At 61.2% G+C, this 15,219-nt stretch carries 12 protein-coding genes and 2 pseudogenes; 11 read left to right on the plus strand and 3 right to left on the minus strand.

The genetic code is table 11. From position 1 onward, the window contains the following. The 4 genes from IPM16_19190 to IPM16_19205 all read left to right on the plus strand — a co-directional run. A partial coding sequence (locus tag IPM16_19190) for a carbohydrate ABC transporter permease (GenBank protein MBK9125229.1) occupies positions 1–231 on the plus strand: 231 nt, incomplete at its 5' end. Positions 232–474: 243 nt separating this feature from the next. Beyond that, positions 475–1,089 carry a hypothetical protein gene (locus IPM16_19195; protein ID MBK9125230.1) on the plus strand — a complete coding sequence of 205 codons (615 nt, stop codon included), beginning with the start codon at positions 475–477 and terminating at the stop codon, positions 1,087–1,089. A 13-nt stretch (positions 1,090–1,102) separates the two neighbouring features. Beyond that, the gene (locus tag IPM16_19200) at positions 1,103–1,468 is read left to right on the plus strand and encodes a hypothetical protein (GenBank protein MBK9125231.1); all 366 of its coding nucleotides are present in this window, start codon (positions 1,103–1,105) and stop codon (positions 1,466–1,468) included. Continuing rightward, positions 1,465–2,199, plus strand: coding sequence for a hypothetical protein (locus tag IPM16_19205; GenBank protein MBK9125232.1), 735 nt, complete (start codon positions 1,465–1,467; stop codon positions 2,197–2,199). Before IPM16_19200 ends, IPM16_19205 begins: the two co-directional genes overlap by 4 nt. Before the next feature lie 529 nt (positions 2,200–2,728). Here IPM16_19205 and IPM16_19210 read toward each other — a convergent pair. Continuing rightward, complete coding sequence (locus tag IPM16_19210; GenBank protein MBK9125233.1) at positions 2,729–3,904, minus strand: hypothetical protein; 1,176 nt, start codon at positions 3,902–3,904, stop codon at positions 2,729–2,731. 204 nt (positions 3,905–4,108) lie between these two features. On the opposite strand from IPM16_19210, the pseudogene IPM16_19215 reads away from it, so the two are divergent. From IPM16_19215 to IPM16_19245, 7 genes and pseudogenes are all read left to right on the plus strand, one after another. Then, positions 4,109–4,488: pseudogene (locus IPM16_19215) on the plus strand (ADP-ribosylation/crystallin J1). A gap of 84 nt (positions 4,489–4,572) precedes the next feature. After that, positions 4,573–4,929, plus strand: a complete 357-nt coding sequence (locus IPM16_19220) for a DUF2200 domain-containing protein (GenBank protein MBK9125234.1) — start codon at positions 4,573–4,575, stop codon at positions 4,927–4,929. A gap of 1,446 nt (positions 4,930–6,375) precedes the next feature. Further along, entirely contained in the window at positions 6,376–6,828 is a 453-nt protein-coding gene (locus IPM16_19225) for a hypothetical protein (GenBank protein ID MBK9125235.1), read from the plus strand. 187 nt (positions 6,829–7,015) lie between these two features. Next, positions 7,016–7,300, plus strand: a complete 285-nt coding sequence (locus IPM16_19230) for a DUF2200 family protein (GenBank protein MBK9125236.1) — start codon at positions 7,016–7,018, stop codon at positions 7,298–7,300. 248 nt (positions 7,301–7,548) lie between these two features. Then, positions 7,549–8,142: an SAM-dependent DNA methyltransferase gene (locus IPM16_19235; GenBank protein MBK9125237.1), complete on the plus strand. Its 594-nt coding sequence runs from the start codon at positions 7,549–7,551 to the stop codon at positions 8,140–8,142. Next, positions 8,139–9,756 (plus strand): annotated as a pseudogene (locus IPM16_19240) (Eco57I restriction-modification methylase domain-containing protein). The gene IPM16_19235 and the pseudogene IPM16_19240 overlap by 4 nt, the downstream one beginning before the upstream one ends. Continuing rightward, the gene (locus IPM16_19245; GenBank protein ID MBK9125238.1) at positions 9,749–12,286 is read left to right on the plus strand and encodes a GIY-YIG nuclease family protein; all 2,538 of its coding nucleotides are present in this window, start codon (positions 9,749–9,751) and stop codon (positions 12,284–12,286) included. Before IPM16_19240 ends, IPM16_19245 begins: the two are co-directional and overlap by 8 nt. 12 nt (positions 12,287–12,298) lie before the next feature. On the opposite strand, the gene IPM16_19250 is transcribed toward IPM16_19245, so the two are convergent. Both IPM16_19250 and IPM16_19255 read right to left on the minus strand, forming a co-directional pair. Beyond that, positions 12,299–13,729 (minus strand): B12-binding domain-containing radical SAM protein, encoded by a 1,431-nt coding sequence (locus IPM16_19250; protein ID MBK9125239.1) that lies wholly within the window; start codon positions 13,727–13,729, stop codon positions 12,299–12,301. Between the two features lie 140 nt (positions 13,730–13,869). Beyond that, positions 13,870–15,111, minus strand: a complete 1,242-nt coding sequence (locus IPM16_19255) for an alpha/beta fold hydrolase (GenBank protein ID MBK9125240.1) — start codon at positions 15,109–15,111, stop codon at positions 13,870–13,872. Positions 15,112–15,219: the final 108 nt, after the last annotated feature.

A 15,219-nucleotide genomic window follows, 5' to 3' on the forward strand; every position in this document is an offset into this window, starting at 1 on the left:
TGGGTCGATACGTACTGGGGCATAGCGTTTCGGGGCTTAATCACGGCGGCGGGCGTGTTCGTGATGCGCCAATTCATGCAGGGCGTTCTCAACGAACTGCTGGACGCGGCGCGCATGGACGGGGTGAGCGAGTTCGTCGTTCTGGCGATCGCTATACTGCTTCGCCTTGCCGGGTATTGGGCGCTGTGCATCTTCAACTTCCTCAACTGGAACGCGTTCATCTGGCCCTGATCATCACGTCGGCGTTGGACATGATGACTCCACCGGTCGTGGGATCCACCCTTCTCGACAGAAGCGTGGGCGGATTGGCATCTGATCATGACTGGGGCGACGCTTCTCGGTAGTGCCGCTGCTGCTGATCGTCATCTTCTTCCAACGCTACATTATCGACGGCATCGCGCCGGACCGGTATCGGGCGGCCGATCGTGGCAGAACACGCTGGAAACTCCCCTGCACCTGCTGCATGAAGAACACGTGCTGAAGCCGTTCTTTCGAGACGCGCAAACGCAATACTACGAGCCGATGCTCAAGGCCAACCGCGCAATGCGGTCATGCTGGCGCAGTGCGGCATCATCACCCGCGACAACGCAGCGCGTTTTCCGCCGCGCTGGCGCAGGTCGAGGCAGCGGGCCGTCCGCACTGGTTTATCAGTCCGGCGTCGAGGACCTGTTCTTTGCGATGGAACGGCGGCTGATCGAGATTGCCGGGGCCGAGTACGGCGGCAACCTCCAGTTGGCGCGCAGCCGCAACGACTCGGATATGCGCTCACGCGGCTGGCCTTGCGCCCGGCTGACCTCGCGGCGATCTGTCACCTGCACGCGCTTCTGGCTTGCCTTGCTCGACTTCGCCGGAGCGTGCATCTGCACACGCTACCGCCCGGCTATACGCACACGCAGCCTCGCTCCAGCCGACGACGATGGCCCGGCTGCATCGCCGGGTATCTGCAGCCATGGAGCGCGAGACACCGCGCGCTTGCAGCACGCGTACCGCACCAACAACCAGAGTCCGCCCGGCGCGGCAGCGCTGACCGGCACCGGCTTCCGGTTGACTGCGAGCCGAGCCCGTCTGCTCGGCTCTGGACTTCGGTGATGGCGAAGCGCACGTGGACAGCATCGCCGCGTCGGATAACCTGACCGAAATGGCGGCGGCGCTGACGAGCCTCGGCGTCAATCTGTCGCGGTTCACCCACGACATGCTGTTCCGGGCAACGGCAGGAAAGCGCCGCCATACGCATCGACGACAGTTTCATCCAGATCAGTCGATCATGCCGCAGAAGCGCAACCCGGTCGTGCCGAACACCTGCGCGCGCATCAGCCGGATGCTCAGTCAGGCGCAGGGCGTCGTGTTGCACGCCACAACATCCCGTTCGGCGACACGCAGGACATCGAAGACGAAATCTTCCGCTGCTCTTCGGAAGCCTCGAGACTTCTGTTCGAGATCCGGAGCTTTATACGGCCGGTGTGAGTGAGCACGCCGCATGTCAACAGCGCATCTGCGCGAACGCGCAGCCAGCGGGTTCAGCCGACCGTCACCGAACCGGCCGACAGTCTGGTGCGAGCGGCGGGGCTGCCGTTCCGTCAGGCGCATCGGATCGTCTCCGGCATGGTCACCCACGCGCTCAAGAACGGGCTGTCGCCGCAGGACCTCGGCGCGGCACTGCTCGGCGACGTGGCGGAGGAGGTCATCGGCCGGCGAGTCGAGGTCAGCGATACGTTTGTGCAGGACGCCTTGAATCCCGAGCAGTTCGTGCTGCTGCGCGCAGGCATCGGCGGCGCAGCGCCGTCGGCGACCGCCCAAGTGCTCACCGACCAGCGCGAGCAGTTGAACGCGGATGTCGTGTGGCTGGACGATACGACGCAAAGGTTGGCGAACGCCGATCACGCCTTGGAGCAGGCGATCGCGGCCTCACGTAGGGGCGTCGGTTTATTGTGTCAGCAAGCTGATTGCCGCCCACAACAGCAGCGCGGTGATGAACCAGTCGAACACGGCGTGATTCACGCGGTGGATGATCGGGCGCGAGCCGAACACCAGCAGCGGGATGAGCAGCAGCGCCCACGGCGCCAACCCGATCATGCCGAGATCGTCGGAACACGCCGCCCGGCCACGTACCCCGGCACCTTCAGCCAGTTGACGATCACGAAGAACAGCGTCTGCGTGCCGACGAACGCGCTGGGCGACATCTTCTGCAGCAGCATGTAGGCGGTCATCGGCGGGCCGCCGGTGTTTGCCAGCGCCGAGCCGAGGCCGCTTGTCACGCCGGTCAGCACGCCGTGCCACGGCCGGTGCGCATAGGCCGCCTGCTGCAAGTAGCGCACCATCGCCGCGTTGGCGATCTTGTAGACGATCAGCAGCAGGGTCACGATGCCGAGGATGCGCTTGAGCGTGGTCGAGTCGAGCGAGACCAGCACCGGCGTGCCGAGCGCCACGCCGATCACCGCAGCAGGCAGGGTGTAGCGCAGGTAGCGCCAATCCCACTGGCGCCAGAGGCCGGGATGGCGAACACGTCGCCGATCATCAGCAGCGCCAGCAGCACGCCGGTCGCGCCCTGCACGGGTGATTGTCGCGCCGTTGTAAGTCGCCTGCACCAGCGCAGCGGAAGCGCCAACGTCCCGCCGATCCGGACCGATCAGCCCGCCTTTCGACAGGCCGACGAAAACGCACGCGAGCACGAAGGCGAGAGTGAAATCCATGAGTGATGTCCGGACATGGGAAGAGGCAAAGGCCGTCATTATAGCGCAAAGCGGACACTCAACGATCGACGACCGAATCCGAGCACGATCTGATCGCTCAACGGGATAGCCGAATCGGCGGCGATGTCGAGCAGGATCAACGTGCGGAAGTCCAGCGCTATGCCGCGTTCTCCGCCCGGCAGCCAGATCACCGGGACGTATAGGCGCGAGAATGCCGCCAGCAGTTCCGGTTCGGAGGGTGCGTCGAAGCGTAGGCGCTGGACCGTGAGTTGCTCGTCCACACGGGTCTGATAAGTCAGCGTCGTGTCGGTCACATGAATCACGCGCAGTTCTGAACCGATCCGGGTGACCGAACCCGTGTCGCGCTGCACTAGGAAGCCGTCTGCGAGGTGGCCCCTCCCGACAAGCATTCGCCGGCACGCGTCGTCCAGAACCTCGACCGACGAGACGGTCAAGTCACCGAAGGACCTGTAATCGGCCAGCACTTCACGACCACCGCTGGTCAAGTTGAGGAGGCTCAGTCGGGGCTCGACCTCGAGCGCTGCAAGTGACTCCCCGCACCATGTCCCTTGACGTATATCGGGCAGCCGGGTGATTGCGCCCGACGCGGCGTCGACCAGTGCGGCCCCCTCGAGTTCGGCAAGGCGCGGATCGACCGGGTTGAGCAGAATCGTTCGGCTGTCCGGCGACCAACTGACAGCCGTCGTGCGCGGGACGGTTAAGGGGCCGTAGTCGGTGCCGTCCGCGCCGATCCGGTGCAGCACGACGACCTGCTCGGCCTTAATCGCCAGCATCGACCGGTCGGGCGACCACGCCAGCGGTTGTGTCAGGCCCCGCGTGACCGTCGCCAGCTTCACCGCGTCCGGCGCGCCGGGTGACGACACCCATACGTCGCCGGTGAACGGGACGTACAGCGTGCCGTAGTAGCCATCGTCGGCATGGTGCAGGTCGAACTCGGTGATGCGCATTTGCACGGTGTTGGCTGTGGTGACGCGCAGGACGGGCTGGCGTTCGCCCGTGACGGTGTCCAGCACGCTGAACGTCCAGTCGGCCAGTTCTAGCCGGCGGCCCAGTTCGAGTATGATCACCGCGCCATCCTGCCACGCGATGTCGTAACCGGTCGGCAGGATGATCTGCCGGTGAGGGTTTGCCGCGCTGGGCGTCGACCAGCATGTAACGCAGGCGATCCGGGGTGGTGCCACCAATTTGCGCAAAGACGATCGGCCTCGGATCGCGCGCCCGGCCTGAACCGTCGCGGCGATCAACAGACCGCACGCCAGCCATATCCCCACGAAAGTCTGAGGCGCCGCATGCGGAGTATAGCGGATGCGGCCCGTGGTGATGGACGGGACATTGCTCTGTGATCGGGTAGAGACTATCCTTTGATTGCAAGTTTGCAGGCTCATGGGGAGGCATGGATGGAGACACAGGCGTTGTATCGTCCGGTTGGCTTATTCGAATTTCAGTTGATTCGGGACACTGACTTTAGGCCTTCCCCACGGCTTCTTCGAACAGCCCATCTTTCTATCCGGTGCTGAATTTCGAGTATGCGGCGCAAATTGCGCAGCAGTGGAACACCAAAGACGCCAAATCCGGTTACATGGGAGCGGTTACTCGCTTTGAATTGCCCCGCAGCTACCTGAGCCAATTCGACGAGCATGTTGTTGGCAACTCCATCCATCGAGAGCTCTGGGTTCCAGCGGAAGAACTTCACGCCTTCAATGCGCAAATCATTGGGAAGATCGAGGTTGTCGCCGTGTACTACGGTGAGCAGTTTCGTGGTGAGAAACTCGGGTAACGGAGCTGCCTGAAATAGAACACGTGTTTATGTTTCGTGACGGGAATGCTACAATCGAGGTCACCGAGGACGCGAGGAGGGGTGATGAACAGCAACCACCGGATCTACAAAATGGCGTTCGCACGGGTGTATCCCGAGTACGTCAAGAAGGCGGAGCGCAAAGGTCGCACGAAAGCGGAAGTCGACGACATCATCCGCTGGCTGACCGGCTACAGCCAGACCGAACTGGACGCGCAGATCGACAAGCAAACCGATTTCGAGACGTTCTTCGCGGAGGCCCCGCAGATGAACCCGTCGCGGGCGCTGATCACCGGCGTGATTTGCGGCGTCCGCGTGGAGAACATCGAAGAGCCGCTGATGCGCGAGATTCGCTATCTGGACAAGCTGGTCGACGAACCTCGCGAAGGCAAGGCGATGGCGAAGATTCTGCGGGCGGGGTAGGCGGCCACCCATAACGGTGTGTGACTTCCGTCACGCGCGTATCATGCAAATGTAACTTGCAGTCACGTTGAGGCGGGCGTTACGCTTTGTTGTGAACCGTCCGCCTATCCTCCTTCCATCATACCTCGCGGGCATCCTCACGCATCGCTGTCACAAGGCCGTGCCATGCACCGGATCGCCGCGCTGTTCGTCGTAATCTTACTCGTAATATCGGGGGGAGGTAATCTCGCCGATCCCGCGCCCGTGACCCTGCCCCCGCTGCTGCCGTTTCCTCTGGCACGCCGCAACCGCCCGATCCGCTGAACGGGTTCCACGGCCTCCAACCCGCGTCGGCGGCGGTGACGCCCTCGGCTCCGAATACGTCGCGGTTCGACCTGCCCCAGTGGGATCAGATCTATTCGGACGATTTCGAGAGTCTATCCTCTGATTCGCCGTGGATGCGACCGCTAGACCGTTACTTGGCACATGAATCCGGCAATCAATTTGTCCGTATCACCGGCGACGGAACCCGCCTCCCGCTCTCGTTCGGCTACATCCACGATACGTCACTTGAAGCTCGCGTGCGTATTCAGTCCGGCACTCTACGGGTTCCTTACATTGTTGACTTTTCGGGTGGCATTAGCCAAGGACAGCTGCAGCGACCACGGCCCAGACCATTTTACTGTGCGCAGTTTCGAGACAGTGCAGCGTTCACGCTAGCAGATACCTACGCTTTTGAGGCATTTCCATACGAGACTACCAACATTGGACCCGACCAGATATTCGCACCTCTCTATTGGCCGGAGGAGAACTGAAGTGATGACCCATTGATCAACAGAAACTGGAATGAGGCCATTTCGCATAAGGCTCTACTAGCAGTTGTTGGTCTGCTGTTGGTTCTGCTGATCCGCTAGTGTTGTCACGGGCGCAATACGACAACTATCTGTATCCCGTGTGGCACCCAAGTGCGAATTTGGTTGCGGTGACAAATGCAGCGCGAGTTCGAGTGTATTCGTCGGACTTTACACAATTGCTCGATGAATACGATCTCTTTGTCGGAAGTACTCCGGCCTCGGGTCGGACATATGGCCCGAGTCCTGATGGCACGATGTTGGCTGTGTCGCTAGCCGGAGAGGACGTTGATTTCGGGCTTCAAGTATGGGACTTGCAAAGTGGTGAACGGGTCGCCGAGATAGCGGAAACAGTTAGTACGGACGCTCAATTCGTGTGGGGGGCAAACAGCGACAGCATCGCCTTTGTTCACATTCGAAGCCACGGCGATCACACGATTCGACTCGTCGACATGCCTGCGGGGACGGTGATCCGTGAGTTTGAACCAACTCCTAAAGCAGGGATCATGCTTTCGACTGGAGTCCAGCCCGTAATCAGGCTATAGTCGATCTTGGCGGTACGAACGCCGGTTTCTACGCGCTTGATACTTCAACGGGAGAATTCGAGCTTCTCACGATGAGTTTTCAGTTGGGATCAAGGTTCACTTACAATTCTGATGGCTCCCTTATCGCTGGTGTACCACGATCGAATGACAGTGTTGTTGAGGTCTGGAATACAGAGACGTTCGATGTCGTAACAACCCTTTCCGGACACACATCCTGGATCGCAGCCATTTCATGGGCGACCAACACAACCCTAGCAACCGTAAGTGACGATGAAACCACGCGAATCTGGGATGCACAGACAGGTCAGCAGTTGGATGTGCTTGATACCGGCTATACATCCACGCCGGACTTTAGCCCCGACGGTAGCCTGTTCGCCGCTGCTGCCATCGACCAAGTAAACGTAATCCGAGAAGTGATAGGGGGCGACGTTCTTGCCGCATTGGGCAGTACCACCACACCGATAGCAGACGCCGGACCGATCAGACTGTCACCGACAGCGGTAACGATGGCTCTGAGTGGGTAACCTTAGATGGTTCAGGAAGCACCGACAGCGACGGCACCATCGTTTCATATGCCCTCGAAAATCGATGGCGTTGAAATCGCCTCGGGCATTGGACCACAGGTCAACTTGGCTGTCGGAACGCACACAATCAGACTGACCGTAACCGATGATGGCGGCGGTGCAAGCAGCGATGAGGTAGTCATCGTAGTTGCCCCCACCCCGGTGGGGCAGATCGCGTATTACGGGACGTGCATGGGACCGGACGGAATGGGTTTTTATCAACGCCATCTGCGGCCTGAACATCTCCGGCGGCGATACATTCTACCTCACCGGTGGTATGAATCCGTCGCGGGCGCTGATCACCGGCGTGATTTGCGGCATCCGCGTGGAGAACATCGAAGAGCCGCTGATGCGCGAGATCCGCAATCTGGACAAGCTGGTCGATGAACTCGCCAAAGGCAAGACGATCGAGAAGATCTTACGCGCGGGGTAGGCGGCCGGCGTGCGGCGCGTTAGTCCCTGGCAACCTCGGCGGCGACCGACGTGGGCGGACAGACCGCGGGGCGTGATCCTGACAAGTTCTATATAATCAGATGGGCCGCATTGTTGCATAATATGCATGCGTTAAAGTCGCGGTGACAACACAACAAGCAAGCGCAGTCAACAGTGCATCGATCCACGAACCATATCAAGTCCAAGCAGCGCGTCGCCGATCACGGGGAAGTCTTTACCCCGGCGTGGATGGTCGACGCCATGCTCGATCTGGTGAAAGACGAAACAGAGCGCATCGACTCGCGCTTTCTGGAGCCTGCGTGCGGCAGCGGCAACTTCCTTGTCCGCGTCTTGCAGCGCAAGCTCGCCGCCGTCGAACTCAAATACGGGAAATCCGATTTCGAGAAGCGGCACTACGCGCTGCTTGCCGTAATGTGTATTTACGGCATCGAGCTGCTGGCGGACAACATCGCCGAGTGCCGGGCGAACATGCTGGAGATCCTCGCCGACTATCTGAAGCTCACCGAGTCGGACGACCTCTACCGCGCGGCGTCCAACGTGCTGTCGCAGAACCTTGTCCACGGCGACGCCCTGAAGATGCGGACCCATGATGATCAGCCCATCACCTTCGCGGAATGGGGGTATTTGGGCAAGGGCAAGTTCCAGCGGCGCGACTTTAGCCTAATGAATCTCAGCAAGTCATCAACATTCAGCTCTAAAGGTACGCTCTTCGTCCGACCTAGCAATCACGAGATCTTCACACCGGTCAGAACATACGCGCCGATGACGGTGCGGGAGTTGTCCAGTTTCGTGTACGGCGACGCCTCGAGGGAGACATTATGAGCCTAAAAGCTAGCTTCATATTACCCGGCCGCAATCCAGATGTACTGACGTGCATTGCCAACCTCTCCAACGACGAGGTCTTCACGCCGCCGGAGTTTGCCAACCGCATGCTTGACACACTGGCCGAAGCATGGGCGGCGGACAACGGCGGCGCGAACCTGTGGGCGGACAAGACGGTGCGCTTCCTCGACCCGTGCACCAAGTCGGGCGTCTTCCTGCGCGAGATCACCACCCGCCTGATCGACGGTCTTGTCGACGAAATCCCGGACCTTGAGGAACGCGTCGATCACATTCTGACCCGGCAGGTGTGCGGCATCGGCATTACGTATCTCACCAGTCTTCTGGCGCGGCGCAGCCTGTATTGTTCCAAGCACGCCAACGGCAAGCACTCCATTGCCAGATCCTTCACCAGCAACGATGGAAACATTTGGTTCGAGCGAACCGAGCACACGTGGGACAATGGCAAATGCACGTTCTGCGGCGCGAATCAGCGCGACTATGACCGAGGTGAAGGACTCGAGACACACGCCTACGCATTTATCCACACGGACAATATCAATGCTCGGCTCGCCGAGTTGTTTGGAGGCAACATGCAGTTCGATGTGATAATTGGAAACCCGCCCTACCAACTCAATGACGGTGGCGGATCAGGTACGAGTGCTGCGCCAATCTCTCATCTGTTTGTACAGGCTGCGAAGCAATTGGAGCCCAAGTTTCTGTCAATGGTAGTTCCTGCCAGGTGGTTCTCAGGCGGCAAGGGGCTTGATGAGTTCCGCGAGGCGATGCTCAAAGACGATCGGATGCGTGTCATTGAAGACTATCCGGACAGCAACGACGTGTTTCCGGGGACCCAGATAAAGGGCGGTATCTGCTATTTCTTGTGGAATCGGGATCAACGCGGTGATGTTACCGTCACGACTCATGATAAGGGCGCGATTGTCTCTTCTGCTACCCGCCCGTTGCTCGAAGACGGAACCGACGTGTTCATTCGGTACAACGAGGCGCTCCCTATTCTGAGGAAGATCGCGGGTAGAGGCCGGCGGCGACGGAGGTGCTATTGCCATTCCCGACACCAAACGCTTAAGTGCAATCGTAAGACAAGACGTCCCTTTGGTCTGGAGTCTACTTACCACGGAAGGACTACCCAAGTCAGAGGAGACGTGAAGGTATTTGAGGCTGGCGGTTACACGTTTGCAGATCAGCGAAATACTTCAGGGTGGCGAGAGCTAATCGATGAGTGGAAAGTGTTCATCCCATTCCTAGCGAGTGGCAGTGATTCCTTCCCATTCCATTCTTGGTCACGCCCTTTCTGGCGAGCCCGGTACTGCATCCACCGAGACCTATCTCGTTATTGGCCCATTTGAGGACCAACAGGAATGCGAGAACGTTATGGCTTACATCTCTACTCGCTTTTTCCGGTTCATTGTCCTTCAGAAGAAGCCGTCACAGAACGCAACCCGCAAAGTCTACGACTTTGTGCCAATTCAGGACTTCTCTAGGCTCTGGACCGATGATCTGCTTTACGAGAGGTACAGCATTACGAAAGATGAGATCGCATATATTGAAAAGATGATGTCCGATGAATCTCCGACGGAGATCTCGCGCGATGAATAAGACCATCGAGGAAATCCTCGCGCCCAAGCCAGAAGCCCGGCCGCGCATCTACGCCTACTCGATTGTCGACACGGCGCACAAGGGGCTGCTCAAGGTGGGCCAGACCACGCGCGACGTGAAGCAGCGCGTCGCCGAGCAGCTCAAGACCGCCGCCATCAAGAACTACCGCATCGAGCTGGACGAGGCCGCCGAGCGCGACGACGGCACGGTCTTCACCGACCACGAGGTGCGCGCCGCGCTTGCGAGGAAGGGCTTCCAGAACCCCGAGCTAGAATGGATGCGCTGCACGGTCGAGGACGTAAGGACCGTCATTACCGAACTGCGCACAGGCCGGCGCTTCACCGGCACGCATCACGAGACGTTCGCGATGCGCCGCGAGCAGGCCGAGGCCGTGAACAAGACGCACGCCTACTTCCACTCCATCTGGAAGGAGGACATGCACGCCGTCCCGCGCTTCCTCTGGAACGCGAAGATGCGCTTCGGCAAGACCTTCACCACCTACCAGCTCGCCAAGAAGCTCGGCGCCAAGCGCGTGCTCGTGGTCACCTTCAAGCCCGCCGTCGAGGATGCGTGGCAGACGGACCTCGAATCCCACGTGGACTACGATGGCTGGCAGTACCTGTCGCGATCTTCCGGCAGCGACCCGACACAGATCAACCGCCACAAGCCGGTCGTGTATTTCGGCTCCTGTCAGGACCTGCTCGGCCGCGACGCGGCGGGGAACATCAAGCCGAAGAACGAGTGGTTCCACACGGTGAATTGGGACCTGGTGGTCTTCGACGAATACCACTTCGGCGCCTGGCGTGAAACCGCCAAGGAGCTGTTCGAGGGCGAGGAGGAGGCGGTCGCCAAGAAGGAGGCCAAGCTCGAATACGGCAAGAACCTCGAAAACCTGAATGAAGACCTCAGCGAGCTCTCGGAGAAGGAGACCGAGTTCCTGCCCATCACCACCAAGGCCTACCTCTACCTGTCCGGCACGCCGTTCAAGGCGCTGGCCACGGGCGAGTTCATCGAAGAACAGATCTTCAACTGGACCTACACCGACGAGCAGCGCGCCAAGGAAGCGTTTGCGGCCAGCCATCCCGGCCAATGGAACCCCTACGGCGCACTGCCGCAGATGCGCCTGCTGACCTACCAGATGCCGGACGAACTGCTGGCCATCGCCAGCGCCGGGGAGTTCGACGAGTTCGATCTCAACGCGTTCTTCGAGGCATCGGGCACGGGCGCCAAGGCGCAGTTCAAACACAAGAGCGACGTGCAGAAATGGCTGGACATCATCCGCGGCGCCTACGCGCCCAAGTCCGTGGAGCATCTGAAAACCGGCACGCGGCCGCCGTTTCCGTATTCGGATGTGCGCCTGCTGCCGTATCTCCAGCACTCGTTCTGGTTCCTGCCCAACGTCGCGGCCTGCCACGCGATGGCGAACCTGCTGGCCGAGAAGCACAACACCTTCTGGCACGACTACAAGGTGGTCGTCGCGCCGGCACCTTCGGCCGGCATCGGGCTGGAGGCGTTGCCGCCGGTGCGCAGGGCCATCGGCAGCGGATTCGAGACCAAGACCATCACGCTCTCGTGCGGCAAGCTGACCACCGGCGTCACCGTGCCGCAGTGGTCATCGATTCTGATGCTGCGCAACCTCAAGTCGCCGGAGACCTACTTTCAGGCCGCGTTCCGCGTGCAGTCGCCGTGGTCCATCAAGAACCCCAACGGCGACAACCCGAACGAGGAGGAGATCCTCAAGCCGGTCTGCTTCGTGTTCGACTTCGCGCCCACGCGCGCGCTGCGGCAGCTTTCCGAGTACGGCATCGGCCTGTCGCCCAACGAGCCGAACCCGGAGAACGCGGTCAAGGACCTCGTGTCGTTCCTGCCCGTGCTGGCCTACGACGGCGCGAACATGACGCAGATCGACGCGGGCGGCATTCTCGACATCGCGATGGCGGGCACCTCGGCCACGCTGCTGGCGCGCAAGTGGGAGAGCGCGCTGCTGGTGAACGTGGACAACGACACCCTGCGCCGCATCCTGGACAACCCCGAGGCGATGGCCGCCGTGGAGCGCATCGAGGGCTGGCGCGCGCTGGGCGACAACATCATCGAGACCATCATCAACAAGAGCGAGAAGGTCAAGGAACTCAAGAACAAGGCCAAGGACAAGGAGCTGACAGCCAAGCAGAAGAAGCAGCTCACCGAGGAGGAGAAGGAATACAAGTCCAAGCGCAAGCTCGTGCAGGAGAAGCTGATCAAGTTCGCGACGCGCATCCCGGCGTTCATGTACCTGACCGACTTCCGCGAGAACACGCTGCAGGACGTGATCACCAAGCTGGAACCGGACCTGTTCCTGGCCGTCACCGGCCTGACGGTGAAGGACTTCCACCTGCTTGTGCAGCTCAAGGTGTTCAACACCGAGCAAATGAACCAGGCCGTCTTTGCGTTCCGGCGCTACGAAGACGCGTCACTCCGCTACACCGGCATCGATAGTCACCCGGATCTCGTCCATTACGGTTTGTACGACACCGTCGTGGCGAGGGAGTGAGCCGAAGCTCGGCTAATCCCCGGCGGCCTCGGCGGCCACCGGCACGCCCGTCCGTTCGACCTCGCGTGACGTGAGCGCCATGCCGGCGCGGCCGATCTTCGCGCTCAGCCACAGCTTAGCGCGGCGTTTGAGCGGCACGCCGCCGGTCTTCGCCGCCCGGTTGAGCGCGACCTCGCTGACCATCCAGCGCGTGGCGAATCGATAGAAGCGCCGGCTGTAGCGCCCGCCAATGGTCAGGTCGCGGTCGCTGCGCGCGTCCCACGGCTTGTCGCTCAGGATGCGCTCCTCGACTTTCGCGTAGAACGGCGTGCCCTTGATCGGGTAGGCCACGGTCGTCAGGAAGATGTCGGGATTGGCCTCCTTGAGATGGGCGACCGTCTCTGCGATGTCCGCGACCGTCTCACCCTCGTAGCCGAGCATGATGAACATACCGGCCTCGATCCCGTACTTCTGCAGCAGGTGGGTCTTGGCGCGCACGTCGGCGGCGTCGACCTTGCGGTCCATCGCGTCGAGCACGCGCTGCGACCCGCTCTCGCTGCCGTTCCACAAGCGGAAACAGCCCATGTCCGCCAGAAGCTGCACGACCGGCTCGGTCAGGCGGTCGGCGCGGCTAATGCACTCGAACGGGATCTTCACACCGCGTTCGTCCAGTGCTGCCGCGTACGCCTTCAGCCAGCGGTGATTCATGGCGAACACGTCGTCGGCGTACCACACCATGTCGGGGGCGTAGCGCTCCTTGATCCACAGCAGTTCGTCGGCGGCGTCTTCCGGCGTGCGCCGGCGGTGCGACGTGCCGAACACCGAATGGCTGCACCACTTGCAGGTGTACGGGCATCCGCGCGCGTGGATCACGCTGATCGACGAGCGGCCGTGGTGTGTCTTCCAGATGCGCAGGTACTCGGGAATGTCGATCGCCTCGCGGTCGGGCCACGGTAGGCTCGACAGGTCGGAGATCGGCGGGCGCGGTTCGGTCTGCACGAGCGCGCCGTCGTCGTTCCGATACGTGATTCCGGCGATCGACTCGAGGCCGCGTTTGCCGCCGCGGATCAGCGCGGGCAGAAGTTCATCGAGCGTGTGCTCGCCTTCGCCGATCACGACGACATCCGCGCCGCGCGTGAGATACTCGTTGGCGTAGTAGGGCGGCTCCGGACCACCGATCACGACCCACGCGCCGGCGGCCTTCGCTTTGCGGATCATATCGAGCGCGGCGAACTTGGTCATCAGGTTGACGTAGATGCCAACGACCGAGGGCCGGTGTTCGGCCAAGGCGGCGTCGAAATCGGCCGCGCGCTTGAACGTCGAGTCGTAGACTCCGACGCCGTAGCCGCGCTGTTTGAGATAGCTGGAGAGGTGCAGGATGCCGAGCGGGGGATACGGCTTCATGACCTGCCGCTCGTGCGGGTCGTCGTAGAGGGTATAGGCGTGGGCGAGCAGAATATCCATGCGGGGTGGTTACATCCAATACACGTCAGCGCCATTATACTGGGGAATTATGGTTCGCTGTCGGTTTTTCCCCCGGCTCTAAGTCGAAACGCATAAAGGGCGACGTTTCCGCCGCCCTTCGATCGTGGCATCCGTGGATACTACTCGCCGCCGGCTTCCCTCTGGGCCAACACCGTGTTGACCATCATGTCGATGAAGCGCTGCGGCTCGTCCCAGCTGGGTGTGTGCGCGGAGTCTTCGAAGTAGATCAGCTCCTTGTGCGGGGCCTCCAGCAGCGCGAAGTATTCCTCGGTCAGCGCATTGACCGCGTTGGCGTCCCAGCGACCTTTGATCATGTACACCGGCACGTCGAGTTGACTTGCCTGTGTGCGGAAGTCAACGTCGTTCAACTGCGGGTAGAGCGTGGTGAACGTGTTCGCCAGCCCGAGCACCCAGTACACCTTGTCGAGAAGGCCGTACTCCTGCGCCCCGAGCGAGTCGAAGAACAGGTTGTGGCCGGTGCCTTCGCCGCGCGCGTGGGCCTCCATGTAGTTGTTGATCACGCCGTTGATCGCGCCGAATTTGCCGATCAGTTCACTGGCCGCCCACGGCGGCGGGCCGTCCTGCTCGATGCGGGCGATGGAGTCGGTGCGACCCTGCTCGCGCAGCAGTTCGAGCGCGAACTCGCGCATCAGCGTGTCGTTCTCGACCGGGTCGACCATCTGGCCGGTCGTCACCAGCGCGTGGAACAGGTCGGGATATGCCTGTACGAGCATCACGCCGAGGATGCTGCCCCACGACTCGCCAAACACGTAGATCTTGTCTTGACCAAAGCGGTCGCGCAGATACAGGGTGAGCGCGTGCGCGTCGGAGACGACCCGTTCCGGCGTCAACTCATCGAACGGCACGGCGTTGTACGACTTGCCGGTGCCGGGCTGGTCCCAGTTGACGACGACGAAATGCTGTTCGAGGTCGCCCAAGTAACGGCGCGTCATCACCAGTTCGCTGCCACCCGGTCCGCCCGCCAGAAACAGCAGGACGGGCAGATCGGTGCTGTGGCCGCGGATCGTCACCCACTGCGTGCTGCCGTTCAGGTCGACCGTCTCCAGCGTGGCAATGCTGCCCGGCACCATGCTCCCGGACTCATCGGTGATCGCCGGCGTCGACGCGTAAGCCTGCGAGAGGATGACGGCCAGCACCGCCACCCCGATCCAGCCGGCGATTGCGCCGAGGACGAGCGCGGGCGTGCGTTCGAACCGGAAGAACGCGATGACGATCCCGATATCGGCGGCGGCAAGCAGGGTAGCGACCCAGATTGGAACGGCCGTTACAAAGAACAGCAGGAGGACTGGCAGCGCACTGATCAGCGCAACCAGCATGGCCATGAAGATGAGGAACGCCATGCCAACGCGGCGGAGTAGGCCACGGTTCGCAGCACGCTGCTCCATGCGGCCGGAGGCTTGATCGAATCGTCTTGCGGTATCTGTCATTCCTAGAATGCTCCTGTTGAT

Origin of the sequence: Candidatus Flexicrinis affinis, assembly GCA_016716525.1 — a bacterium.
GTDB classification, from domain to species: Bacteria; Chloroflexota; Anaerolineae; order Aggregatilineales; family Phototrophicaceae; genus Flexicrinis; species Flexicrinis affinis.

Excerpts from the sequence above, each read along its gene's own strand:
- IPM16_19220 (MBK9125234.1), top strand. The coding sequence starts at position 4,573 with ATGAACAGCAACCACCGGATCTACAAAATGGCGTTCGCACGGGTGTAT.
- IPM16_19225 (MBK9125235.1), top strand. The coding sequence starts at position 6,376 with ATGAGTTTTCAGTTGGGATCAAGGTTCACTTACAATTCTGATGGCTCC.
- IPM16_19235 (MBK9125237.1), top strand. The coding sequence starts at position 7,549 with ATGGTCGACGCCATGCTCGATCTGGTGAAAGACGAAACAGAGCGCATC.
- IPM16_19245 (MBK9125238.1), top strand. The coding sequence starts at position 9,749 with ATGAATAAGACCATCGAGGAAATCCTCGCGCCCAAGCCAGAAGCCCGG.
- IPM16_19250 (MBK9125239.1), bottom strand. The coding sequence starts at position 13,729 with ATGGATATTCTGCTCGCCCACGCCTATACCCTCTACGACGACCCGCAC.
- IPM16_19255 (MBK9125240.1), bottom strand. The coding sequence starts at position 15,111 with ATGGCGTTCCTCATCTTCATGGCCATGCTGGTTGCGCTGATCAGTGCG.